Here is a 24,948-nt window from a genome sequence, read left to right on the forward strand (position 1 = left end):
CCGCCGAGGAGTTCAGCTCTCAGCGATAGCCGTCGGACTCCGACGCGGCTTCGTTGAGCGAGGCGTCGGCGTAACCACGGCAGTAGTCCCACGTGACATAGGCGTCGGGCTCGGGATCGTAGGCGGGTTCGTGGGGCCGGACCGTGCCGTCGACGAGCAGCTGCAGCAGGTTCGCCCGCAGCATGTCCCAGTCGTGGTAGTGGTCCTGCTGGCATTCGTCACAGCAGACCACGAGACCGCGAATTCCCTTGTGCGCGAGCAATGCTTCATACACGGCCAGATCGGCCAGATCGGCCTCGACCGCGATCCGCTCCTGCGGATCGAGCGGTTGTCCCGGCTCCAGGGCGTCCAGCGCTGCCGACGGGTCGCTCGGGTCGTCGGCGAACGGGTCGGGAGGCAGTCCTGGGGGCAGGTGGTCTCGCACGTTTCCAGACTACGCAGCACCCCTGGGATCGCGCCAGCGCTCCGGCGGCACGTCGCGGAGGGACTCGCGCAGCAACTTCGGGTGTGACACACGATGCCGATAGGATGTGGTCTTCAGGGCGGGTCTCTCGCCTAGCTGCATCTTTGTCACTGGAGGCTTCATCTATGTCGATCGCCGAAAGCAGCGTCCCGATCGCCGTGCCCGTGCCGACCGGGGGCGACGATCCCACGAAGGTCGCGATGCTCGGGCTGACGTTCGACGACGTGCTGCTGTTGCCGGCGGCATCCGATGTGATTCCGGCCACGGCCGACACGTCGAGTCAGCTCACCCGCAGGATCCGGCTGAAGGTGCCGCTGGTGAGCTCGGCGATGGACACCGTCACCGAGGCGCGGATGGCGATCGCGATGGCCCGCGCCGGCGGGATGGGCGTGCTGCACCGCAACCTGCCGGTCGCCGAGCAGGCCGGTGCGGTCGAGACCGTCAAGCGGTCCGAGGCGGGAATGGTCACCGATCCGGTGACGTGTTCGCCCGACAACACGCTCGCCGAGGTCGACGCCATGTGCGCGCGGTTCCGCATCTCGGGGCTGCCGGTCGTGGACGACCGCGGCGCGCTGGTGGGCATCATCACCAACCGTGACATGCGCTTCGAGGTCGACCAGTCCAAGCCGGTCTCGGAGGTGATGACGAAGGCTCCGCTGATCACCGCCCAGGAGGGGGTGTCGGCCGAAGCCGCGCTGGGGTTGTTGCGCCGCAACAAGATCGAGAAGCTGCCGATCGTCGACGGGCACGGCAGGCTGACCGGGCTGATCACCGTCAAGGACTTCGTCAAGACCGAGCAGTTCCCGCTGGCCACCAAGGACAGTGACGGCCGGCTGCTGGTCGGTGCCGCGGTCGGCGTCGGTGAGGATGCCTGGACCCGCGCGATGACGCTGGCCGACGCCGGGGTCGACGTCCTCGTGGTGGACACCGCGCATGCCCACAACCGGGGTGTGCTCGACATGGTGCGCCGCCTCAAGACCGTGGTCGGCGACCGGGTCGAGGTGGTCGGCGGCAATGTCGCCACCCGTGCCGCGGCCGCCGCGCTGGTCGACGCCGGCGCCGACGCGGTCAAGGTGGGCGTCGGGCCCGGCTCCATCTGCACCACCCGCGTCGTCGCCGGAGTGGGTGCACCGCAGATCACCGCGATTCTGGAGGCGGTCGCGGCGTGCGCCCCGCACGGCGTGCCGGTCATCGCCGACGGCGGTCTGCAGTATTCGGGTGACATTGCCAAGGCGCTGGCGGCGGGGGCCTCGACCGCGATGCTGGGGTCGCTGCTGGCGGGCACCGCCGAGTCGCCGGGTGACCTGATCCTGGTGAACGGCAAGCAGTTCAAGAGCTACCGCGGCATGGGTTCGCTGGGCGCGATGCAGGGCCGGTCGGGCGGAGGAGGCGGGGCCAGGGTGTCCTACTCCAAGGACCGCTATTTCCAGGACGACGTGCTCTCCGAGGACAAGCTGGTGCCCGAGGGCATCGAGGGCCGGGTACCGTACCGGGGGCCGCTCTCGACGGTCATCCACCAGCTGACCGGCGGACTGCGCGCCGCGATGGGTTACACCGGTGCGGCGACCATCGAGCAGCTGCAACAGGCTCAGTTCGTGCAGATCACCGCGGCCGGGCTGAAAGAGAGCCACCCCCACGACATCACGATGACCGTGGAAGCCCCCAACTACACCACCCGCTAGAGGACCTCCGCATGCGCGACATGGTCGAGATCGGCATGGGCCGCAACGCCCGCCGGACCTACGAGCTCCACGACATCAACATCGTGCCGTCCCGGCGCACCCGGTCGTCGAAGGACGTGTCGACGGCGTGGCAGCTCGACGCGTACCGATTCGACATCCCGGTGGTCGCGCACCCCACCGATGCGTTGGTCAGCGTCGAGTTCGCGATCGAACTGGGCCGTCTCGGCGGGCTGGGGGTGCTCAACGGCGAGGGGCTGATCGGCCGGCACGCCGACGTCGACGCCCGCATCGCCCAGGTCGTCGAGGCCGCCGAGAAGGAGCCCGACCCGGCCGTCTCGATCCGGCTTTTGCAGCAATTGCACTCGGCGCCTTTGGATCCCGATCTGCTCGGGGCGGCGGTCGCCCGCATCCGCGAGGCCGGGATCACCACCGCGGTGCGGGTCAGCCCGCAGAACGCGCGGGCGCTGACCCCAGCGCTGGCCAGCGCAGGGCTGGACCTGCTCGTCATCCAGGGCACGATCATCTCCGCCGAGCGCGTGGCCCAGGACGGCGAGCCGCTGAACCTGAAGACGTTCATCTCCGAACTCGACATGCCGGTGGTGGCCGGCGGGGTGCTCGACCACCGCACCGCCCTGCATCTGATGCGCACCGGGGCGGCCGGCGTCATCGTCGGCTACGGCTCGACGATGGGGGTGACGACCTCCGACGAGGTGCTGGGCATCAGCGTGCCCATGGCGACCGCGATCGCCGATGCCGCCGCTGCGCGCCGCGAGTACCTCGACGAGACGGGTGGGCGCTACGTGCACGTGCTCGCCGACGGGGACATCCACACCTCCGGCGATCTGGCCAAGGCCATCGCCTGCGGCGCCGACGCCGTGCTACTCGGGACACCGCTGGCCTCGGCGGCCGAGGCGCAGGGCGGGGGATGGTTCTGGCCCGCCGCGGCCGCGCACCCGTCGCTGCCGCGCGGAGCGCTGCTTCAGGTCGCCGCGGGCGAGCGCCCGTCTCTCGAGCAGGTGCTCACCGGCCCGTCGGATGATCCGTTCGGGGCGTTGAACCTGGTCGGCGGCTTGCGCCGGTCGATGGCCAAGGCGGGCTACTGCGACCTCAAGGAGTTCCAGAAGGTGGGGCTGGCGGTCGGCAGCTGAATGCGGGCTCGAACGACCCTGCTTTACAAATTAGGCTTCCCTGTCTAGAAATCTACCCGTTGGTAGGTCCATACTGGGCGGATGCAGCCTGACTACGACGTCGTGATCATCGGTTCCGGATTCGGTGGCAGCGTGACCGCGTTGCGGCTCACCGAGAAGGGCTACCGGGTGCTGGTGATCGAGGCCGGACGGCGCTACGAGGACGACGACTTCGCCAAGACGTCGTGGAATCTGCGCAAGTTCCTGTGGGCGCCGGCGCTGGGTTGCTTCGGCATCCAGCGCATCCACCTGCTGCGCAACGTCATGATCCTGGCCGGCGCCGGCGTCGGCGGCGGGTCGCTGAACTATGCCAACACGCTGTACGTGCCACCGGAGCCGTTCTTCAACGACCCGCAGTGGAAAGACATCACCGACTGGCGCGGCGAGCTGATGCCCCACTACGACCAGGCCCAGCGGATGCTCGGCGTGGTCACCAACCCGACGGTCACCGACGCCGACAAGATCATGCAGCAGGTCGCCGACGACATGGGCGTCGGCGACACCTGGGTGCCGACCCCGGTGGGCGTGTTCTTCGGCAACGACGGAGAGAAGACGCCCGGCAAGACCGTGCCCGACCCGTACTTCGGCGGGGCAGGTCCGGCGCGCACCGGCTGCATCGAATGCGGATCCTGCATGACGGGGTGCCGCTACGGAGCGAAGAACACGCTGCTGAAGAACTACCTCGGCCTGGCCGAGAAAGCCGGCGCCCACGTCCGGGCGATGAGCACCGTCACCGACTTCCGCCAGCGCCCCGACGACCTGTGGGAGGTGCGCACCGTGCGCACCGGCAGCAAGCTGCGACGCGGCAAGCGCACCGTGACCGCGACGCACGTGGTGCTGGCGGCGGGCACCTACGGCACCCAGCGGCTGCTGTTCAAGATGCGCGACACCGGCCGGTTGCCGCAGCTGTCGGACCGTCTCGGGGTGCTGACGCGGACCAACTCGGAGTCGATCGTCGGCGCCGGACGCCTCGAGGTCTCCCCGGACATGGATCTGACCCACGGCGTGGCGATCACGTCGTCCATCCATCCCACCGCCGACACCCATGTCGAACCGTGCCGCTACGGCAAGGGCTCCAATGCGATGGGCCTGCTGCAGACGCTGATGACCGACGGCGCCGGCCCGCTGGGCACCGACGTGCCGCGGTGGCGGCAGCTGCTGCAGCTCGCGGCCGCGGATCCGCGGGGAATGCTGCGGATGCTCAACCCGCGCCGGTGGAGCGAGCGCACCGTCATCGCGCTGGTGATGCAGCATCTCGACAACTCGATCACCACCTTCACCAAGCGCAACCGGTTCGGCATCCGCCGCTACTCGAGCAGACAGGGCCACGGCGAACCCAACCCGTCCTGGATCCCGGTCGGCAACGAGGTGACCCGCCGCATCGCCGAGAAGATCGACGGGGTCGCGGGCGGCACGTGGGGGGAGTTGTTCAACATCCCGCTCACCGCGCACTTCCTCGGGGGCGCGGCGATCGGTGACAATGCCGACCACGGCGTGATCGACCCGTATCACCGGGTGTACCACTACCCGACGCTGTCAGTCGTCGACGGTGCGGCCATCTCGGCGAATCTCGGTGTCAACCCGTCACTGTCGATCACCGCCCAGGCCGAACGGGCGGCAGCGTTGTGGCCGAACAAGGGCGAGCAGGACCTACGGCCCGCGCAGGGGGAGGCGTACCGGCGGCTGACGCCGATCGCCCCCGCGCATCCGGTGGTGCCGGCCGAGGCTCCCGCGGCGCTGCGCAACCTGCCGATCGAGCCGGTCAGCTCGGCGGGGTAGCGTCCGGCTGGCTGGCGAGGTAAACCGTTGCGCCGGAGCGGCCTCCGGTGAGTGGATTGGGGAACCAGATCCGCCACGCGTCCACGTCGGCGAACACCTCTTCGAGCATCGAGCAGAATTCGTCGTCCGGGCGTCGTCGGACCACATGGCGAAAGTCGCGTTGGCAGCCATGAGGGTCAATGCGGCCCGCAGACCGTCGGGCGAGTAGAACCAGCCGTGGGAGTCGTCGAGCAGGTGGCGGGGCGAATGGTCGATGTCCAGCAGGATCGCGTCATAGCGGCGTCCCGGGGCGGCGGGGTCGAAGCCCGACCCGTCGGCCAGGACGGAGAAGAAGTTCGCGCACCGCATGCCCACCCGGCCATCGGTGCGCAACGCCGAAGTGTCCGGCAGCAGGCCCCGTTCGTGCCATTCGATGACCGACTGCGAGTACTCGACCACCGTGAGAGATCGAATGCGATCGCATTGCAACGCTTCCCAAGCGGTATAGCCGAGGCCTAGCCCGCCTACCAGGACGTCGAGTTCCGCGCCCGGCGTTCGTGCGAGTCCGAGCCGAGCCAACTCGCGCTCGGCGACAGTGAACAGGCTCGACATCAAGTACTCGTCGTCGAGCTTCACCTCGTAGACGTCCGAGCGCACAGTCAGGTCGAAGCGGCGGCGCAGGCTGAGCACACCCATCGGCGTCTGCTGCCAACCCAGTTCCTCGAACCGCGCGCTCATCGGCTCGACGATAGCCGGATCAGGCACCAGAGTGCGCCGGCGGATGCCACCACATCGGCACAGCTCAGCTCCTCTGGCAGCGAACGCAGTTCCGCAGCGGTGTCGACGACGATGCTGATCTCCACGTTGTCCTCAACGGCGGTGACCACCAGTCGGGCATCGCTCACTGCGTGTGACAACACCTGCGCGACCGGTGTGAGCAGGGCATCGAGGTGGGCGCCGTCGAGTTCCGGCAACACACCGGTGACGTCGGTGACCACGTCGACTCCGCGGACCTCGGCTGTGTCGATCACCAGCCTGATCCGCTGCATCAGAACATGGTCGAAGGTTGCGGCCTGATCGAACAGCGCGCGTAGGCGCCGGCATTCCGCCCGCGCTCGGGATTGGATGTCGGTATCCACGCCCGCGCCGCGGGCCAGCGTGCTCAACAGCGGCACCACGTTGTCGACGATCGTGGCGTAGCGGCGGTGGTATTCGTCCCGCAGCGCGGTGGTGACGCGGTCGCGGGTGACGAGTCGCTGGTGTTCCTGTGTCTCTCCGGCGATGTCGAGAGCGGCATCGCGCATCAGCCCGTTGAAGATCAGGGCGAACAACTGCACCGCGAGGATGCTGGCCGTGCCCAGTCCGATGTTGACCAGCGTCTCCGCGGTGGGGGCCCGCGTCAGCGTGACCGCGCTGCCCACGAGCCAGTAGCCGGCGAGGACGGCGACTCCGGCCCGGGTGGGCAATGTCAGCGCCAGCGGCAGAAGGCACCAGCCGATCGCATTCTGCGCCCAGTGTGCGTAGCCCAGCAGCAGCTCCGGCGGAAGCAGCATCGGCTGCGCCACCGCGACGAACAGCAAGCACGCCGCAGCCGGCCGTGCGTAACCCCAGCGATTTCCCAGGATTCCCGGTAGCGCGGCGAGTCCGGCGCAGGCGGCGAGGATCCCCAGCGCCGTCTGCAGATCGGGGTGGGTCGCGACCGCGACCGCGGGCGGCACCGAGATCGCGAGGTTCGCCAGCGCGTACCCGATGAGCGCCAGCGCATACCTGGTCCGGGTGCGATCGACCAGACCGTCGGGATCCGGTGCTGTCACGGGTGATTCCGCTGGGGCCCAACGTAACTCGATCCTGGTTCCGGCCCCGGGGGTGGATTCGATGCGGGCGTGACCGCCCGCGCGGCGCATCCGGCCCACGATGGAGTCGTCCAGTCCGTGTCCCCGGCGGGGCTGGGCGGGGTCGAACCCCACCCCGTCGTCGGTGAGCAGCACGGCGTGGTCGGTGACGGTGACATCGAGCGCGTCGGCGCGCGCGTGGCGGTCGGCATTGGTCATCACCTCTCGCGCGGCGGCGATGACGGGCTGGGCTGACTCGCCCGGCATCCACAGGTCCTCCCGACCGGCGAAGCGCACGGGCGTGCGCAGGTGGGCGGCGCACTGCCGCAGCGCCGACACCAGGTCGATTCGCGGCGGAGGGGCGACCCAGGCCCCGTTGTGCAAGAGGTCGAGGTCGCGGCGCGCCTGGGCGGCCAGGCGTTCGGCGTCGACGGCGGTGCCCTGACCGACGACGAGCAGTGTCGACGCCGCGGTGTCGTGCAGCAGGGCAAGCTGTTCGTGCTCGTAGTGGCGCAGCGCGTCGCTGACGCGCCGGGTGACTTCGGCGTCGTGGCGTTGGCGGCGGGCCCGGTCGACGGCGTCGGCCACGCGCAGCAGCATCAGCCGGATGACCGACGCGGTGGTGCATTGGACGGCGAAGTAGTAGATCGCGGTGACCGACGCGACGTTCTCCCAACCGACCGCTCCGGAGGCGCCGAAAGCGTAGGCAGCCGCGATGCCGAGGGTCATCGGGATGCTGGCCCGCATCGGCACCGAGACCGAGATGCTGACCACCGCCGTGCCGGCAATCGCCTGGGGTGCGGTGTTGCCGACGAAGAAGTCCGGCTCGGGCACCAGCGCGGGGATGGCCAGGCAGACCGCGAGGACGAGCAGGTAGTCCACCGCCAGCAGGGCGGGCCGATGCGAGCGGGTACCCAGCCGGTACACCGACCAGGCGGCGAGGAGCACGAGTAGGGCCTTGCCGGCGGGGTGCGCGAGGGATGCCGGGTCGGCGAGGGCGACGAGCACCGCGATCGAGTTGACGGTGTGACGCATGAGCAGGCCGACGGTGGCAGCGCGCGTCATGAGTTCACGGCGGGACGCCTCGCCCATGCGGTCGCCACCGTGTCCGGCCATGCGATCCCCCATGCGTTCACCCATTGTCGCCACGGCCCTCCCCAGCCAAGCCAGCAGGTCGGTCGAACGTATCAATTCGCTGCGTGGACTGTTCTCGAGCGGGTATCTCGCTAACTTCCGGCGCGTTCCTGTCGCGTCGCGTCGGTGGCCTGGGATTAAATACCGGGCAGGGGCAAACAGATTTTATTCTGTGTTCAGTCGGGGGGTGTGACGGGGGATGGCCCGCGAGGGGGACGCGCGGACGCCGGTGCGGATCGCGATCATCGATGATCACGACGTCGTGCACGCGGGGATACAGGCGTGGTGTGGGGAGGCGGAGCCGCCGATCGAACTCGCGGCGAGTTTTCTGCAGCCGGCCGAGTACTTCGCCGCCTACACCGAGCCGGCCCGCGACATCGACGTGGTGCTGCTGGACCTGCAGATCGAGGGCCACCGGCCCGACTTCGACACGCTGCGCCGACTCGCCGACGGTGAGCAGCGCGTCATCATCTACTCACACATCAACACCGACGAGGTGATCCTGCGCTGCCTGGAGTTGGGCGCGGTCACCTATCTGGTGAAGTCCGAGGGCAAACGCCACCTCATCGAGGCGATCCATTCCGCGCACACCGCGACGCCGTATGTCGGGCCGCGGATGGGCAAGGCGATGCTCAACGACGGCACCGTCGGCAGGATCAAGCTCTCCGAGCGGGAGAAGCAGGTGCTCATCGCCTGGTTTCAGACCGAGAGCAAGGATCTGGTCGCCAAGAGGTTGTTCATCGCCCCGACCACGGTTCGTACGCACCTGCAGCGGGCGCGGGCCAAGTACGCCGCGGCGGGCCGGCCGGCGTCGACGAAGTCGGCGTTGTTGGCGCGTGCGATCGAGGACGGCATCTTGAGCCTGAAGGATCTGTAGCGATTTCGGTCGTTCGGGTGACAGACCCGCCCAGCCCACGCGGGATAGCGTGGGCGTGCTCATGAGCGAGGGGGGATCGCCGGTGGCGCCGACTGCATCGGGGGGACGGTCGGCGCGCCGGCGATCGCCGTGGTGGACACCCTGCCCACTAAGCTGACCGGGTGGAGTCAGCAGCCCCCCGCCCCGTGTTGGTCGTCGACTTCGGCGCGCAGTACGCACAGCTGATCGCTCGTCGCGTCCGGGAGGCGCGGGTGTACTCGGAGGTCATCCCGCACACCGCCAGCGTCGAGGAGATCAAGGCCCGGGACCCGCGCGCCGTGGTGCTGTCCGGCGGACCGGCCAGTGTCTACGCCGAAGGTGCCCCGCAGCTGGACCCCAAGCTCTTCGACCTCGACGTGCCGGTGTTCGGCATCTGCTACGGCTTCCAGGCCATGGCCCAGGCCCTCGGTGGCACCGTGGCGCACACCGGCACCAGTGAGTACGGTCGCACCGACCTGAAAGTGACTGGCGGTCAACTGCATTCCGATCTGCCGGAAACCCAGCCGGTGTGGATGAGCCACGGTGACGCCGTCACCGCAGCACCGGCCGGGTTCGACGTGGTGGCCACCAGCGCTGGGGCACCCGTGGCGGCGTTCGAGGACCGGGCGCGGGGCTTCGCCGGTGTGCAGTACCACCCCGAGGTCATGCACAGCCCGCACGGTCAACAGGTGCTCAGCCGCTTCCTGCACGAGTTCGCCGGCATCGACGCGGTGTGGACACCGGCCAACATCGCCGACGCGTTGGTCGAGCAGGTGCGGGCACAGATCGGTGACGGTCGGGCGATCTGCGGCCTGTCCGGTGGCGTCGACTCCGCGGTGGCGGCCGCGCTCGTGCAGCGGGCCATCGGGGACCGGTTGACCTGTGTGTTCGTCGATCACGGCCTGCTTCGTTCGGGCGAGCGGGCGCAGGTGCAGCGTGACTTCGTCGCGGCGACGGGCGCCAACCTGGTGACCGTGGACGTCGCCGACCGCTTCCTCGAGGCGTTGACCGGCGTGCTGAACCCGGAGGGCAAGCGCAAGATCATCGGCCGCGAGTTCATCCGCGCGTTCGAGGGTGCGGTGCGTGATGCGCTGGGTGCCGCGGACGGTGAGATCGAGTTCCTCGTGCAGGGCACGTTGTATCCCGACGTGGTGGAGTCCGGCGGCGGATCGGGAACCGCGAACATCAAGAGCCACCACAACGTCGGTGGTCTGCCCGGTGACCTGAAGTTCACGTTGGTCGAACCGCTGCGGCTGTTGTTCAAGGACGAGGTGCGCGCCGTCGGCCGCGAGCTGGGGCTGCCCGAGGACATCGTTGCGCGGCAACCGTTCCCGGGTCCCGGCCTGGGCATCCGCATCGTCGGCGAGGTGACGGCCGAGCGCCTGGACACGTTGCGCCGCGCCGACGCCATCGCCCGCGAGGAGCTGACGTCGGCCGGCCTGGATCGCCAGATCTGGCAGTGCCCGGTGGTGCTGCTCGGCGATGTCCGCTCGGTCGGCGTGCAGGGTGACGGCCGCACCTACGGTCACCCGATCGTGCTGCGGCCGGTGTCCAGCGAGGACGCGATGACCGCGGACTGGACCCGGGTGCCCTACGAGGTGCTGGAGCGCATCTCGACCCGGATCACCAACGAGGTCCGCGAGGTCAACCGGGTGGTGCTCGACATCACCAGCAAGCCGCCGGGCACCATCGAGTGGGAGTAGCGCCTACGTGTCGGGGGTGTGCTCGACGGCCTGGGCGAGGATGCCCGCGATGACCGATTCGACGGCGGTCTCGATCGAATGAGCCAGCGTCGCCGTCACCGCTGACACCGCCTGCGTGCGGAACCGCACCAGCATCGTGATCATCTCGGCGACCTCGGTGTCGGGCGGCAGGGCGGTGCCAGGGTTGAGCCGGTCCCCGATGTGTTCGACACCCGCGGTCACCAGGATGGCGCTGATCTGGTCGACCAGCGGGGCGATCTGTTCGTGCAGGTCGATCAGTTTGTCGGTGCTGACGCCGTACTGGCGGATCTCGGTGAACGCCTCGATCAGCTTGGGTCGCACGATGGTGGCGTCGTGGCCGTCGTCCTCCAGCTTGATCACGCCCAGGCCGACCATCCGGTCGAAGCCGGCGTCGTCGTCGACCAGTCGCCTGGCCTCGGCGACGGATATGCGTTCGGGCTTCTCGGCGGCCCAGGTGCCCGCGATCGCCGATTCCAGCCCGAGCATGTCGCCCACGTCCTTGCCCTGCTCCCACGCCGAGAGCATTTCGTTGACGTGGGCGATGTTGTACCCGCGGTCGAGCAGCGAGGTGATCATCCGCAACCGGGTCAGGTGGGTGTCGTTGAACAGCGCGATGCGTCCGACTCGCAGCGGCGGATGCAGCAGACCCCGGTCGCGGTACACCCGGATGTTGCGGGTGGTGGTGCCGGCCAGCCGGGCGAGGTCGTCGATCCGGTACTCACCCGAGGCCGCCACCCCGTGGGGCTGCACCGCCGCGTCGAACAGCTGCGACACCGCGGATTCGATCACGTCCCGGGAGCCGCGCCGGATCCGGCGCAGGATGCTCGGGATCGGCCCGGTGGGGCGGGGGGAATCGGGTGCCGACGACATGTCAGGCGATGTCAGGCCGACGACGTGAGGGCCCGCGGACGTGCGTCCACGGCCTCGTAGTCGGAGAATCGGAAGGCTCGCATCTGTCGACGATACTGCGTGGCCAGTCCGGGGTACATCGAGGCGTTGAACCCGTCGGGGGTCAGGTACCAGCTCGTGCATCCCGACATCCACGTGGTCTTGGCCAGCCGGCGCTGCAACCGGTCGTTGTAGCGCCGCTGCACGTCGGCACGCACGTCCAGGTAACGCAGGTTCTGCCGCAGGATCGTGGTGATCCCGGTGACCGCGTACTCGATCTGCCCTTCGACGTAGACGAGCAGCGAGTTGTGCCCCGGCCCGGAGTTCGGCCCGGTCATGAAGAACAGGTTCGGGTAGCCGTGTGCGCTGGCACTCTTGTAGGCCTCGGCGTGGTCGCGCCATTCCTGCTGTAGTGACCGGCCGCCGAGCCCGGTCACCGGAAACGGCGGGCCGGACAGGTGCACGTCGTAACCCGTGGCGAACACGATGGCGTCCAGGTGGTGTTCGACGCCGTCGCTGGTGCGGATCCCGGGCGGGCTGAGTGTCGCGATGGGCCAGTCGATCAGCTTGCAGTTGTCGCGCTGCAAAGCCGGGTAGTAATCGCTGGAGACCAACATCCGTTTGCAGCCAGGGGTGAAGTCGGGGGTGAGCTGGCGCCGCAGCCAGGGGTCGTCGACGGCGCGGCGCAGATGCGCCTTGCCCAGTCGCGCGACGAGACCGCTGAGCGGGGTGTTCCACACCAGGGCGGCGGCGCTGGCCTCGTGTCCCCAGTAGAGCGCCTGCCGGGCGAGTTCCTGCGCCGCGGGCACCTTGGCGAACAGGGTCTGGACGGCGGCCGGCATCGGGGGATCCACCCGCGGCAGCACCCAGCCCGGGGTGCGCTGGAACACCTTGACGAATCCCGCGGTTTCGACGAGCTCGGGCACGATCTGCACGGCGCTGGCCCCGGTCCCGATCACGCCGACGCGCTTGCCGCTGAAGTCGTAATCGTGGTCCCACGCCGCGCTGTGGATCTTCGTGCCCCGGTAGGTGTCCAGGCCGCGGATGTCGGGGAACTTGTGATCGGCCAACGGGCCGGATGCCATGACGACGGTCCGGGCGTGGAACGTGGTGCGGGTCCCGGTTTTCGCCGTCCACACGCCGGCCGCCTCGTCGAAGCTCAGGCCGGTGATCTCGGTGCCGAACCGGATCAGCGGCCGCAGCCCGAACTGGTCGGTCAGCTCTTCGATGTGGGCGCAGATCTCGGCCCCCGACGGGTAGGCCCGGGACCAGGCGGGGTTCTTGACGAACGACAGCGAGTACAGCAGCGACGGGATGTCGCAGGCGATGCCGGGGTAGGTGTTGTCCCGCCACGTGCCGCCGACACGGTCGCTGCGCTCGACGATGACGATGTCATCGACGCCGGCCTCGCGCAGCTTGATGGCGGTGCCCAGCCCGGTGAACCCGGCGCCGATGATCAGGGTGTCGTGAATGTGCTTGGCAGAAGGCATCGGTCAGGCCGCCGGCTCGTGGGTCAGCTCCTTGAACCAGCTGGGTATTGGTCGCAGCAGCGCCTTCGGGTAGCGGTCGGAGGCCCACACCATCGAGTTGGCCAGCAGGTGGTAGGGGTGGCGCGGGTTGACGACCATCGAGGCGTGCTTGCGCAGCACCCGATAGGTGGGCACCCGATGGGTGTGCTCACCGCGTTCGCCGAGGGTGCGGAACCGCTTGACCGCGTTGTAGAGCCGTTCGGGCTCCAGGCCCATGCCGACGATCTCGTTGCGGATCCGGTTGAGCAGCGGGATGTACATCACCGCGCCGATGATGAGCCCCGGGGTGGCGACGCTGCCGACGAATTCGATGGCCAGCCGTCGCACATCGGCGTGGCCGATCATGTTCAACACCTCGAAATCGACGGTGATGTGCCGGGATTCGTCGTTGTTGATCTTCTCGAACACCCGGTGACAGACGGGGTCGTCGACCTCTTCGAGCAGGAATTTCAGCAGTGCACCGTCCAGGGCCACCTCGAGCATCGGAATCACCGTGCCCAGGATCGACAGCGACATGTCGTCGGCGTAGGTGTCCAGCCAGTCCATCGCGAGGCGGATGTTGACATTTGGCTCTGGGGGCTCTCCGTCACATCCGTCGTCGAGCATGCCCCACCGTTTCATCAGCGCCAGTTCGGCATTGGCGTGGCGTTGCTCTTCGGCGTGGAAGTAGCGGTAGATCTCGGCGATGGTGGGGGTGGGTGCCTTCTTGGCCAGCGCGGCGAAACCGCGCGCACCGATGTTCTCGATCCAGCACAGGTCGGCCATGAACGCCTTGAGCTTGGGCCGCTGCTCGTCGGTGATCAGCTCGGCGCCGGGTGCGTCCCAGTCGATGTCGGCCAGTGCCCACTGGCGGTCCTTGATCTTGGCCAGCATGGCATCCATGTCGATTCTTGATTTCATGGCCACGGCCCTCTCTAGGTGGTGATGCGGGTGGTGACGCCGACGGCGCGGGTGTACACCGTCGGGGTGAATCGTTTGACGCCCCAGAAGATCCGGGAGTCGGGTTGGGGCATGCAGTACAGGCCGCCGCGGTCGTTGGTGTCCAGACACATGCGGGCGACCCGGTCGGCGGAGAAACCAGTCCACCGCATCAGCTGGTCGGCGAGTTGGGTCGAGCGATCCGAGATCCGTCCTGCCCCGACGATGTTGGTCTTGACGAAGGTCGGACACAGTGCCGTGACGTGGATACCGGTGCCGGCGAGTTCGGCGGCCAGTGTCTCCGACAGCGACAACGTGCCGGCCTTGCTGACGTTGTAGGCGGCCATGCCCGGCAGGGCACCGAACGCTGCGGCGGAGGCGACGTTGATGATGCCGCCGTATCCGGCCTCCCGCAGCAGCGGCGTGAACACGTGACAGCCGTGGATCGGCCCCCACAGGTTGATGTTCAGCACCCAGGTCCAGTCCCGCAGGTCGGTCTCACCGATGGGGCTACCGCCGGCGCCGACACCGGCATTGTTGATCACGAGCGTCGGCGGACCGTCGAACCATGACTGCGCCTGCTGAGCCAGCCGGTACACCGCGTCGACATCGGTGACATCGCACTGCTGCGCGATCGCCTGCCCGCCCCGGTCGGTGATGGCGGCCGCGGTGCGTTGCGCGGCGTCGAGATCGATGTCGCTGCACACCACTCGGCCGTCGCGACGCGCCAGTTCGGTGGCGAAGGCCGCTCCGATCCCGCTTCCGGCGCCGGTGATCACCGCGTCGGCGCGGTGGCTGCGGCGGCGGGACGACCCGAAGAAGAGCATGGTCAGCCCACCTGTCCGATGCGGTCGCCGGCCAGGGCCCCGGTGACGAACGCGGCGATCTCCCGCATCGCCGGTGCCGCCTCGGGGGACAAGCGGGGCAGCGCCTGGAAGACGTGGACCTGGTCGGGCCAGATCTGCAGATCGCACCGACCGCCTGCGGCCCTCAGGTCGTCGGCGAGTGCGACGGCGTCGGCCGAGAGCATCTCGGCGCCACCGGCCTGGATCAGGGTGGGCGGCAGAACGCGGCCACCGGCGACGTCGAGCATCAACCGCGGGTGGGCGGGATCGATTCCGGTGCAGTACAACTCGACGAGCCGGGCGGCGTCGCGGGCGCGGATGGCCGGGTCGCGACGGTGCTGTTCGGCGGTGCGTGCCAGTGCGAACGTCAGATCCACCAGCGGGGAGAGCAGGACCAGTGCGGCGGGATGGGCGACGTCGGATTGCAGGAGCAGATCGACCGACAGGTGTCCGCCGGCGGAGTCACCGGCGACCACGACCTGCTCGGGCGCCACCCCGTGCTGGGTGGTCATCCAGTGCCAGCCGCGGTGGACATCCTCTGCGGCAGTGGGGAACCGGTGCCGGGGGGCCAGTCGGTAGTCGATGCTGAAGACAGGAAGTCCGGTCAGCCTTGACAGCCAGGCGGTGAGTCGGCGGTGGGTGCGCGGTGAGCACAGGGCGTAACCGCTGCCGTGCACGAAGTAGATGGCGCCGCGGTCGAATGTGTCGGCCTGCCATACCCCGGCGCCGTACACCCATTCACCGACGACGCGGCCGCCGTGGGCGTCGACGGTGTCGACCGGGGTCACCGTGGTGCCGGTCAGGCCGGGTCCGCAGGTGTCCATGATGCGGGCGACGATCTGGCGGGAGGTCCACAGTCCCCAGGCTTGCTCGGCTGGGAGCACCCTGCTGATCTCCCGCAGGGTCATGCTGCTGACCGCCGCCGCGGTGCGGGAGCGCAGGGAACCTCGAGTCGGCATGGGGGGATACAACTCCGAATGATGACAGTTGTCAATGTCACTATTTTTGGATGGCACTGATCGCATCCCGCTTTGGTTGACGGTTGTCGGTGGGCCGGTGTTTACTGGCGATATCGAACAAACTTTCGAACAACACGCCTGAGTCGGATGATCCGGATGAGGAGGAAGGTGCTGCTGTGACAACGGCAAGAAGCCTGGACCGATCTCCGGAAAGCCGTGCTGAACAGGTAGAACAGCTGCGACGCCGGATCGCCTCGATGTCGGCCAAGGGTGCGGGGAAGGTCGGTGGCAACCGGCGTGCCGTGGCGGCCGAAACCGGTCTCCCGATCGACCATGATTCTTTGCTGCCGATGCCGGAATCGCTGGCCGAACTACTCCCCGGTTCGTTGCCCCGCGGGACGGTGGCGGTGGTGTCGGGCGCCAGATCGCTGGAAGTGAGCCTCGTGGCGGCCGTGACGGCCGAGGGTGGACACGTCGCTGTCGTCGGGCGGCCCGATCTCGGGCTGCTGGCCGCGGTGGAGATGGGTGCGGACCTGAGCCGGATCGCGATGGTCCCGCATCCGGGCAGCGACCCGGTGGAGGTGGCCGCGGTCCTGCTGGACGGGATGGATCTGGTGGTCCTCGGCCTGGGCGGGCGGTCGGTGCCGGCGAGCCGGGCGCGTGCGCTGGTCGCGCGGGCCCGCCAACGCGGTTGCACCCTGTTGGTGGCCGACGGGGACTGGCAGGGCGCCTCGACCCGGCTGGAGGCCCGGGTCAGCGGCTACGAGATCGCCGGCGGACGAGACGGGGTCCCCACCCCCGGATGTGGCCGGATCAGCCGGGTGCGGCTGGCCATGCGCGCTCGCGGCCGCTCCGTGCGTCCGGTCCAGGCGGTCGGCGGATGAGATGAGTTCCAGGGTCTTGGCGCTCTGGTGCATGGACTGGCCGGCCGTCGCCGCCGCCGCCACGATCGGCGTGGCGCCGACCATGCCGATCGCGGTCACACTGGCCAACCGGGTTGTCGCGTGCTCGGCGGCGGCGCGGGCGGTCGGCGTCCGGCGAGGTCTGCGGCGCCGCGAAGCGCAGGCGCGCTGTCCCGAGTTGCATGTCGTCGCCGCCGATCCCGCCCGCGACGCCCGCCATTTCGAACGCGTCACGGCCGCGGTCGACGAGTTGGTCCCGCGTGCCGAGGTGCTGCGGCCGGGACTGTCGGTCCTGCCGGTGCGCGGAGCCGCCCGTTACTTCGGGTCCGAGCAGGCCGCCGCCGAGAAACTGGTCGACGCCGTGGCCGCCGCCGGAGCCGAATGCCAGGTCGGGATCGCCGACCAGTTGCCGACGGCGGTCTTCGCGGCCCGTCCCGGCCGGATCGTCGAACCGGGTCAGGACGCGGTGTTCCTGTCCGGACTGTCCATCCGGCAGCTGGCCGCCGAGCCCAGCCTGGCTCCCGCCGACCGGGAGAACCTGACAGATCTGCTGTGGCGAATGGGCATCCGCACGGTCGGACAGTTCGCCGAGCTGCCACGCGGTGACGTGGCGTCGCGGTTCGGCGCCGACGCGGTCACCGCGCACCGCATCGCCTGTGGCGAGCCGGGCCGGCCGCCGTCGGGGCGGGACGCCGAGGACGAACTCGACGCGGTGATGAACTGCGACCCGCCGATCGACCGGGTGGACGCGGCCGCGTTCGCGGGCCGGTCCCTGGCCAGCGTGCTGCACCGCAGCCTGCTCGCCGCCGGGGTCGGATGCACCCGGTTGGCCATCCACGCCGAGACCACCAACGGTCAAGAGCTGGAACGTGTCTGGCGATGCGCCGAGCCGTTGACCGAGGATGCCACCGCCGACCGGGTGCGCTGGCAACTGGACGGGTGGCTCAACCGCAGGCATCAGCAGGACCGGCCCTGCGCACCGATCAGTGTGCTGCGGTTGCGGCCGGTCGAGGTGGTATCGGCCGAGGCGTTGCAGTTGCCGTTGTGGGGCGGGCTCGGGGAGGAGGACCGGCTGCGGGCGCGGCGGGCCCTGGTCCGGGTGCAGGGATTGCTGGGCCCTGACGCCGTCAAGGTTCCGATACTCAGCGGCGGGCGCAGCCCCATGGAACGGATCACCTTCATCGCGCTCGGGGACGAACCGGTCCCCGCGGCGAACCCCGACCAGCCGTGGCCGGGCCAACTGCCCGAACCGTCGCCGACCGTGCTTCTCGACGATCCGGTCGAGGTGCTCGATGTCGACGGCAATCCGGTGCGGGTCACCGCGCGGGGGCTGTTCACCGCCGACCCGGTCCGGTTGGAGGCCCCCGGGTGCACCGGAAGGCTGTCCTGGTGGGCGGGCCCGTGGCCGGTCGACGAACGATGGTGGGATGCCGCCGCGGAGGCGCGCAGCGGACGAGCGGCGCGGGCTCAGGTCCTGGTGGGTAGCGGCGGAACCGCTCGCGCGCTGCTGCTGTGCTACCGGCAGCGGCGGTGGTACCTCGAGGGGGCCTATGAATGAACTGACGGACCGGGGTGGCCCAGTTGCCTGGCGAACGCGGCCACCCGGGCGATGAACCGGTCGAAGAACGCGGCAGGGTCGACGTCGACTCCGATGAGCGCGTGGGGTTCTCGACCCCAGTGACCACTCCAGTCGGCGATGGTCATCCCCCGGGTCAGGGTGCCGGTCAGCTCGACGTCCACTGCCGCCGGGCGGCAGGTCACCAGCTCGGGGTCCAGCGCCACGGCGGCGGCCACCGGGTCGTGCAGGTGGGCCAGATAGCCCTCGCCCTGGCTCTCGTGGAACTCGAAGTAGAACCGCATCGCGTCCGACAGCACCCGGATCAGCGGGTTCGGTCGCTGTCGGATGTCGGCGGCTTCGGCCTCCCGCGCGAGCCGATCCAGCAGCGCGGGCGTCATGACGACGTTCTCGGTCAGGTTGAGCCCCAACACGACCGGCGGTTGTCCTTCCCGCCAGGCCGCATAGACCTGCTGTGTCGCCTCGGGGTCGACGCTGGTGTTCCACTCCGCCACCGGGGTGGTGTTGCCGCGGTAGTCGAAGGACCCGCCCATGATCACCAGCCGGCGCAGTAGCTGCGGCAGAGCCGGCTCGGCGCGCAGGGCCAGCGCCAGGTTGGTCAACGGGCCGGTGGCGATCCCGATCAGTTCGCCGGGATGGGCGTGGGCCGCGCGCACCCACGCCTCGGCGGCATCGTAGGACGTGGGGGTAGCGGTCGGCTCGGGTAACTCGGCATAACCGAGCCCCTGCGGTCCGTGCGTGTCCTCCGCGGTGCGCAGCGGCGCCGACAACGGGATCTCGGATCCCGTGGACACCGGGACCCCGGTGATCCCACACAATTGCAGCAGCGCCAGGTTGTTGCGGCACACCTCGTGCACGCCGACGTTTCCCGCCGTGGAGGCGATACCGACCAGGTCGGCCTCCGGGCTGGCGAACAGGTAGGCCAGGGCCATGGCGTCGTCGACGCCGGTGTCCACGTCGACGAAGACAGGATGGGTCGGCCCGACCGGCACGGCACTCACCAGTGGACGCCGGGCACCAGCCGTACCGCCTGCTTGACCGGACGCGGTACCCGCACCGCGGGCACCGGGCTCACCCGCCGGCGGGGCCGGCGGGAAGCGGGCCGTTGCGCCGGGGCGGGACGGTTCTCGACCACGCCGCGCGCTGCCGCGGAATCGGGGTAACCCAGATAGAGCTGATGCAGCACGCGACGCGACAGCCTCGGGGTGAAGTACATGCCGACATCGGCCAGCGTGCCGACCGGGGTGTCGATGCGCGCCGGCTTGTCCACCAACCCTCGGACCACCATCGCGGCGGCGTGTTCGGCGGAGATCGGGGGCATCGGCTTGAGCCTACGGGACGGCGCGATCATCGGCGTCTTCACCAGCGGCATGTGGATGGTGGTGAAGGTGATGTGGTCCGAGAGGGTTTCGGTGCCAACGACTTCGGCGAACGCGTCGAGAGCGGCTTTGCTCGGGATGTAGGCGCTGTACTTCGGGCTGTTGGCCTGCACGCCGGCACTGGAGACGTTGACCACGTGGCCGAACCGCCGTTGCCGCCAGTGCGGCAGCAGAGCCAGCACCATGCGCACCGGCCCGAAGTAGTTGACCGCCATCACCCGCTCGTAGTCGTGCAGCCGGTCGGTCGACGCGATCACCGATCGGCGGATCGACCGCCCGGCGTTGTTGACCAGGTAGTCGACGTGGCCGAAGCGGTCGAGGATGTCGGTGACGGTGCGGTCGACGGCTGCCGAGTCGGTGACGTCGCAGCTGAACGCATACGCCTGCCCGCCGGTGGCGCGGATCTCGGCGATCAGTTCCTCGAGCGCCTCTCCGTTGCGCGCCAGCGCGAACACCGTCGCACCGCGCGCGGCGACCGCCACCGCCGAGGCGCGGCCGATGCCGCTGGAGGCACCGGTGATGATGACGTGCTTGCCGACCAACGGGCCGGCGGGATCATCGCGACGGGCCCGGCCCGGATCCAGGTGACGCGCCCAGTACCGCCACAGCGTTCCGGCATAGGAGCCGAACTCGGGCACCGTGATTCCGCTGCCCCGCAGCGCCTCTGCCGTGTGCTCGCTGCGGAAGGTCGGCATCAGGTCGACGACGTCGAGGATCTCGGCGGGGACCCCGAGCTGGGTCGCGGCCATGTTGCGCAGGATCTTGGCCCGACCACCGACCTGGAGCAGCGGTGCGGCGGCGGCCCGGGGCAGCGACCCGACCAAGGGCGGCAGCCCGGCCGCGGGGGCGATGCCGCGATAGATGCCGCGCAGGCCCGTCTTCGTCGGCGCGGTCAGGTGGAAGGTCTGGCCGTCCCGGCCGTCGAGGTGCATCAACGCCGTCATCGCCGACACCACGTAGTCGACCGGCACGATGTTGGTGCGCCCGCTGTCGGGCAGCATCATCGGGGTGAAGCGCGGCAGCCGCGCGAGCGCGGACAGCACACCGAAGAAGTAGTAGGGGCCGTCGACCTTGTCCATCTCCCCGGTGCGCGAATCGCCGACCACGACCCCGGGCCGGTAGATGCGGTACCGCAGCCCGTCGGCGGTGCGGACCAGGCGCTCGGCGTCGAACTTGGTCCGGTGGTAGGGCGTCGGCAGATCCTGGCCGAGGTCGAAGTCGTCCTCGGTGAACACGCCGCGATGCGTACCGGCCACTGCGATCGACGACACGTGATGCAGTGTCGCGTCCAGGCGCCTGGCCAGTTCGATCACCGCGCGGGTGCCCTCGACGTTGGCGATTCGCTGACGGTCCTCGGCGGCGGTGATGTCGTAGACCGCGGCGCAGTGCACCACGTGGTCGATGGCACCGAGTCCCTCGATGACGGCGTCGCTCAACCCGAGGTCCGGCGCGGTGAGGTCGCCGACCAACGGCTGCACCCGCTCGTCGGCCCACCCGACGGCCAGGCGGTCGAAGCGGCCGAGCGACTCGGCGCGCACCAGCACGTGCACGGCCTCCGTGCCCGGCAGCGAGAGGATTTCGGCGATCAGTCGGCGGCCAATGAACCCGGTACCGCCGGTAACGACATAGCGCATGCGAGTCATCGTCACGGGTCGCCGAACAAAGGTCAACTGTAGGTTCTCAACCCGCGTGTCATATTCTCAGCGGAGTTGTCATGCGGTTGTCATGTGTCTCACGAATTTGTCATGGCGAGCGCCGATTGGAACACGACGATTCACCGGTATTGACCGGCCTCCCCCGCAGCCGACAACCGCACCTGCGAACGCAGAACCCGCCGCCGTCCACGACGCCCTACCTGTCGCACCGCAGGCACGCGTTTCCTGCACTGCAACAGTGCACCGGGTATGCTCGACCCCGGTAGCAGCGCCTGCCTGATCCACGTGCTCGTCGCCCACGTCGACGCACGAAATGGACAAGGTTTCCCGGAAATCGCGCACGCTCGATCAACCCGTCGTCATGGAGAAGGCGCCGCGGGTGGACGTGGGACGCCGCGGTAGGAGCATCCGATGACCACAAACCGATCCCAGAAGCAGTTGATCCGCAGCATCGCCGACGAAACTGGCCGGTCCTACGTCGAAATCTCTCGTCTTGCAAGCACATTCGACAAGATCCTGGACGAATACCCCCGACTCACCAGCTTCGGGATGGGCACTTACTGGCGTCCCGACGACACCGCCGAACAACGAGCTGACGAGTTCGACAAGGAACGCACGCACCTCCGCAGCTCGTTGCCCATCGTGATTACCGTGGCCCTCTGGCTCACCGCTAACATCGGGATGATCAAGACACCCACCCGCGGCAGTTACGGACTCAAACATCTCGCCGAAAGCTCCATCGGCCACTATGTCACCAACGGCCAGCTCATCGCCGCCGCCCTCATCGCCGGCTACCCCATGCGCGAAGCCGGCGGCCCGAACCCGCTCTTCGGCATGCGCAAACGCGACCTCGACCGGGCAGAAGCCGCCGGCAAGGCCAAGCGCTGATCCCTGACGGCACCCCCATCCCGGCAACCGGACGGCCAGACCGCCCAGTCACCGTCGTCACAGCTGCGCAGACGCGCCGCCCTCCTCGACCTGCGGCCCCGGCGGATCGAGGAGGCGGACGTTCGCGTCACTGAGCCCCGCCGGGTCGACAACCCATTCGTGCTCGTCGTGGCCTTCCTCAATGAAGGCAAGCAGATGCTCGGGGTGCACGTGCGCGACGTAGACGACCCCGGGCGGGCGGCTCGACATGCCCTCGGTTGCGAAGGATCGTGCAACAGCCATCTCAATGCTCCACGACATCCCGAACCGGTGCTCGGGGGTGCAGCCACGGTAGACACTGACGGGTTCGGTCGGTCTCGAGGACGGCGCTCCGAGATAGGTGAATCCGTTGAGGCGGAACAACTTCTGCCATTCGCGGTAACCGATGCACGACTCGGAGCCGGGTTCTCCTGATGCCCACGCCGCAGCGACGATGCCGTTCATCGTCGGGTCCGCAAGGTCGAGTTGCCCGGAGTCGTTGAGATCGCACAGCAGCTTGGAGCAGTGGACGATGCCGACATCGCTAGCCAGCCTGTCGTAGCACTCTCGGCCGACCGTGCCGTTCATGAAGACGAAGGTGGTCACCTCGGAATCGGTGAAGAGCCCGTCGGTCCAGCCTGGTAAACGGGCCAGCAGGCCGTGCCCGGGCACCTCGGTCGCGTGTCCGTAGACCTTGAGTCGTGCGCGCAGAACACCGCGGTTCAGTTCGTCCTCCGAGATCTCACCGGAGGCGATGAGGGCGTCAATTTTCGCTCGGATCTCGGCGTCGTGCGCCCTCTGGACCGGTGTGCGGAGGCTGGCCCGGCGAAGGTCGGCCATCAGATTCTCGGTGCGATCATCCACGCTGCATTTCGTACCAGAGGCGCGGCCCGGTGGTCGTGTCGATGGCGCCGACCGCGGCTCCGGCACCCACCGGTGCTCACCCCCGGGGGCCGACCACATGCGGCCAGGATCTGTCGCGGTCCCCCCGTACGCTCGTCACCAACGGACGAGACGGGCACGATGATCGTTCCCGATGGGCGCACCAATCTGGAGAAGCTCAAGGAGCTGCTGGGCAACCCTGAGCAGACCCATCTTGACTTGAAGGCGTCGGTGGACCTGACCAACGCCGCCGACAAGCTCAAGTTCGTCAAGGACGCCGTGACCATGGCCAGCCGTCCCGAGGGCGGCTACATCCTGATAGGCGTCGACGACGCCGGCGCTCCGTGCCTGCCCGTGGGCACGATCGCCGATCGGGCGCGCTTCGACGGCTCACGCGTAGGTGCTCTGATCCGCAGCTTCGTCGAAGCCGCGGTACACGTCGTCGTCGAAATCCACGAACTGGCCAACCACGAGATCGTGGTCATCTACGTCCGCAACCCCGACGGGCTGCCAGTCCCGTTCAACAGGGACGGACAACACCCTGGCCGCTCGGCCGGCGACAAGGACGTGACCGTGTTCCGCAAGGGGGAGATCTTCGTCCGCGAAGGCGCTGAGAACGTCCCCATCCGTTACGCCCACTGGGCCGATCTGTTGGCCACCTACACCCGCGGGATCCGTGACCAGTCCACCGAAGCCGCGCTCTCGATGCTGCGTGAGGTCCTCACCGGGCGCGACGGCGCCGCCGGCGACGCAGGTGTTCCGCTGCTCGCGGGCATGGACGAAACCACGTTTGCCGCCACCGCAGCTCGACTACTCGAAATCGGCAACGACGTCCGACTACGGCAGTATCTGCGGACCGTATCGCGGTCCACCGGAGCCTCAGTCGACCTCGCCACATACGCCGACGCCCTCAACAGGTGGGCGATCTTCTGCGCCCAGACACTGTACTTCGAACGCCCCGACCTCACCGACGAGGCGATCGGAAAGCTGGTGGAGTCCTACCAAGGGCTAGGCATCAGCACCGACGACAACCAACGGCGGCTGATGATCGTCGAACGCATCTACGTCGTGGGCAGCTTGGCCGTACGACTCGGCGAGTGGGAGACCGTACGCTCCCTGGCGCTGCGCCCCGTGCCGGGCAACTCCTACGAAACCGACTACATCTACTCGTCGTGGATCCGCGCCGCACAGGTCTACGCCTCACGGGCCGGTCTGACCGAAGACCCCCGCGGCGATTACCTACTGTCGGCCGCCCGCGAGCTGATGGTCGAGCACCCCGCAATGCGCCCCGACCTCACCGACACCGCGGTCCCTCCAGAGGAGGCAACGTCATCCGACCCAGCCCTGAACTCGTTGTGCGAGTTCGACTTGGCCTACTGCATCGTCGTGGCAGCCCTGGGCACCGACCGTGGCGCCGGATACCCATCATCGGCAGCCTTCGACGAGGACCGCGCCAAACCCGTCGCCCAAAAGATCGTGAAGGACCCCGAAATGCGGCATCGCCTGCTGCCCGACGTCGACGACCCCGCGGTCGCCGATGCACTCTTCCGCACCTACGAACAAGCCATCCGCCAGTCCGCCACGTCGAGCTACGGGACTCGCTGGTGGGCCATGCCCCCCAGCGTGGACGCGTTCGTCGGCCGCCACCGTCGGCCGGCGGTCTAATCACCAAAGACCATGGCCGGAGGCATCCGTCGATGGAATGGTACGCAGACCACCATGCGGAACTGGGTCTCGTAGACGGCAACAGTTGTACAGACCCCAACATCACTCGAACACCAACACAAACCAAGCAACAGCTGTGACAGCGCCGCTCGGGACTGTCGCGATAAGG

Annotated in this window: 19 protein-coding genes; 9 read left to right on the forward strand and 10 right to left on the reverse strand. The window is 68.8% G+C overall.

Annotation, left to right across the window (positions count from 1 at the left end; genetic code table 11):
- Positions 1–19 precede the first annotated feature (19 nt).
- Positions 20–424: a DUF5319 domain-containing protein gene (locus J3476_RS22135; protein WP_152515842.1), complete on the reverse strand. Its 405-nt coding sequence runs from the start codon at positions 422–424 to the stop codon at positions 20–22.
- A 164-nt stretch (positions 425–588) separates the two neighbouring features.
- On the opposite strand from J3476_RS22135, the gene guaB reads away from it, so the two are divergent.
- From guaB to J3476_RS22150, 3 genes are all read left to right on the forward strand, one after another.
- On the forward strand, positions 589–2,145 hold the full coding sequence (gene guaB / locus J3476_RS22140) for an IMP dehydrogenase (RefSeq protein WP_207068499.1): 1,557 nt from the start codon (positions 589–591) through the stop codon (positions 2,143–2,145).
- A gap of 20 nt (positions 2,146–2,165) precedes the next feature.
- Entirely contained in the window at positions 2,166–3,293 is a 1,128-nt protein-coding gene (locus tag J3476_RS22145) for a GuaB3 family IMP dehydrogenase-related protein (RefSeq protein WP_207068516.1), read from the forward strand.
- An 81-nt stretch (positions 3,294–3,374) separates the two neighbouring features.
- Positions 3,375–5,111, forward strand: a complete 1,737-nt coding sequence (locus J3476_RS22150) for a GMC oxidoreductase (protein WP_207068500.1) — start codon at positions 3,375–3,377, stop codon at positions 5,109–5,111.
- A 713-nt stretch (positions 5,112–5,824) separates the two neighbouring features.
- Here the strand turns inward: J3476_RS22150 and J3476_RS22160 are convergent.
- Complete coding sequence (locus J3476_RS22160; protein WP_286183537.1) at positions 5,825–8,050, reverse strand: sensor histidine kinase; 2,226 nt, start codon at positions 8,048–8,050, stop codon at positions 5,825–5,827.
- A 205-nt stretch (positions 8,051–8,255) separates the two neighbouring features.
- On the opposite strand from J3476_RS22160, the gene J3476_RS22165 reads away from it, so the two are divergent.
- A complete protein-coding gene (locus J3476_RS22165; RefSeq protein ID WP_207068501.1) occupies positions 8,256–8,933 on the forward strand; it encodes a response regulator in 678 nt (225 codons plus the stop codon).
- A 161-nt stretch (positions 8,934–9,094) separates the two neighbouring features.
- Positions 9,095–10,654: a glutamine-hydrolyzing GMP synthase gene (gene guaA, locus J3476_RS22170; protein ID WP_207068502.1), complete on the forward strand. Its 1,560-nt coding sequence runs from the start codon at positions 9,095–9,097 to the stop codon at positions 10,652–10,654.
- A gap of 3 nt (positions 10,655–10,657) precedes the next feature.
- Here the strand turns inward: guaA and J3476_RS22175 are convergent, their stop codons facing one another.
- The 5 genes from J3476_RS22175 to J3476_RS22195 are packed head-to-tail and all read right to left on the reverse strand — an operon-like array spanning position 10,658 to position 15,814.
- Positions 10,658–11,545, reverse strand: coding sequence for a MerR family transcriptional regulator (locus tag J3476_RS22175; RefSeq protein WP_207068504.1), 888 nt, complete (start codon positions 11,543–11,545; stop codon positions 10,658–10,660).
- An 11-nt stretch (positions 11,546–11,556) separates the two neighbouring features.
- Positions 11,557–13,053 (reverse strand): NAD(P)/FAD-dependent oxidoreductase, encoded by a 1,497-nt coding sequence (locus tag J3476_RS22180; RefSeq protein ID WP_207068505.1) that lies wholly within the window; start codon positions 13,051–13,053, stop codon positions 11,557–11,559.
- Between the two features lie 3 nt (positions 13,054–13,056).
- Positions 13,057–13,992 (reverse strand): ferritin-like domain-containing protein, encoded by a 936-nt coding sequence (locus J3476_RS22185; RefSeq protein ID WP_207068507.1) that lies wholly within the window; start codon positions 13,990–13,992, stop codon positions 13,057–13,059.
- Positions 13,993–14,006: 14 nt separating this feature from the next.
- Positions 14,007–14,837, reverse strand: a complete 831-nt coding sequence (locus tag J3476_RS22190; RefSeq protein WP_207068508.1) for an SDR family oxidoreductase — start codon at positions 14,835–14,837, stop codon at positions 14,007–14,009.
- A 2-nt stretch (positions 14,838–14,839) separates the two neighbouring features.
- Positions 14,840–15,814, reverse strand: coding sequence for an alpha/beta hydrolase (locus J3476_RS22195; protein WP_373889106.1), 975 nt, complete (start codon positions 15,812–15,814; stop codon positions 14,840–14,842).
- Between the two features lie 176 nt (positions 15,815–15,990).
- On the opposite strand from J3476_RS22195, the gene J3476_RS22200 reads away from it, so the two are divergent.
- Together J3476_RS22200 and J3476_RS22205 are read left to right on the forward strand one after the other, a co-directional pair.
- Positions 15,991–16,698 carry a hypothetical protein gene (locus J3476_RS22200; protein ID WP_207068510.1) on the forward strand — a complete coding sequence of 236 codons (708 nt, stop codon included), beginning with the start codon at positions 15,991–15,993 and terminating at the stop codon, positions 16,696–16,698.
- A gap of 1 nt (position 16,699) precedes the next feature.
- Positions 16,700–18,274: a DNA polymerase Y family protein gene (locus tag J3476_RS22205; protein ID WP_207068511.1), complete on the forward strand. Its 1,575-nt coding sequence runs from the start codon at positions 16,700–16,702 to the stop codon at positions 18,272–18,274.
- On the opposite strand, the gene J3476_RS22210 is transcribed toward J3476_RS22205, so the two are convergent.
- Both J3476_RS22210 and J3476_RS22215 read right to left on the reverse strand, forming a co-directional pair.
- The gene (locus J3476_RS22210; protein ID WP_286183542.1) at positions 18,265–19,293 is read right to left on the reverse strand and encodes a nucleoside hydrolase; all 1,029 of its coding nucleotides are present in this window, start codon (positions 19,291–19,293) and stop codon (positions 18,265–18,267) included. The two genes, J3476_RS22205 and J3476_RS22210, sit on opposite strands and share 10 nt — an antisense overlap.
- Positions 19,290–21,305: an SDR family oxidoreductase gene (locus tag J3476_RS22215; RefSeq protein WP_207068512.1), complete on the reverse strand. Its 2,016-nt coding sequence runs from the start codon at positions 21,303–21,305 to the stop codon at positions 19,290–19,292. Before J3476_RS22215 ends, J3476_RS22210 begins: the two co-directional genes overlap by 4 nt.
- A 432-nt stretch (positions 21,306–21,737) precedes the next feature.
- Here J3476_RS22215 and J3476_RS22220 point away from each other — a divergent pair, with 432 nt between their 5' ends.
- A complete protein-coding gene (locus J3476_RS22220) occupies positions 21,738–22,214 on the forward strand; it encodes a hypothetical protein (protein ID WP_207068513.1) in 477 nt (158 codons plus the stop codon).
- Positions 22,215–22,271: 57 nt separating this feature from the next.
- Here J3476_RS22220 and J3476_RS22225 read toward each other — a convergent pair whose 3' ends face one another.
- Positions 22,272–23,096 (reverse strand): hypothetical protein, encoded by an 825-nt coding sequence (locus J3476_RS22225; RefSeq protein WP_207068514.1) that lies wholly within the window; start codon positions 23,094–23,096, stop codon positions 22,272–22,274.
- Positions 23,097–23,255: 159 nt separating this feature from the next.
- On the opposite strand from J3476_RS22225, the gene J3476_RS22230 reads away from it, so the two are divergent.
- On the forward strand, positions 23,256–24,779 hold the full coding sequence (locus J3476_RS22230) for a helix-turn-helix domain-containing protein (protein ID WP_207068515.1): 1,524 nt from the start codon (positions 23,256–23,258) through the stop codon (positions 24,777–24,779).
- Positions 24,780–24,948: the final 169 nt, after the last annotated feature.

Source organism: Mycobacterium sp. PO1 (assembly GCF_017312405.1).
Classification (GTDB): domain Bacteria; phylum Actinomycetota; class Actinomycetes; order Mycobacteriales; family Mycobacteriaceae; genus Mycobacterium.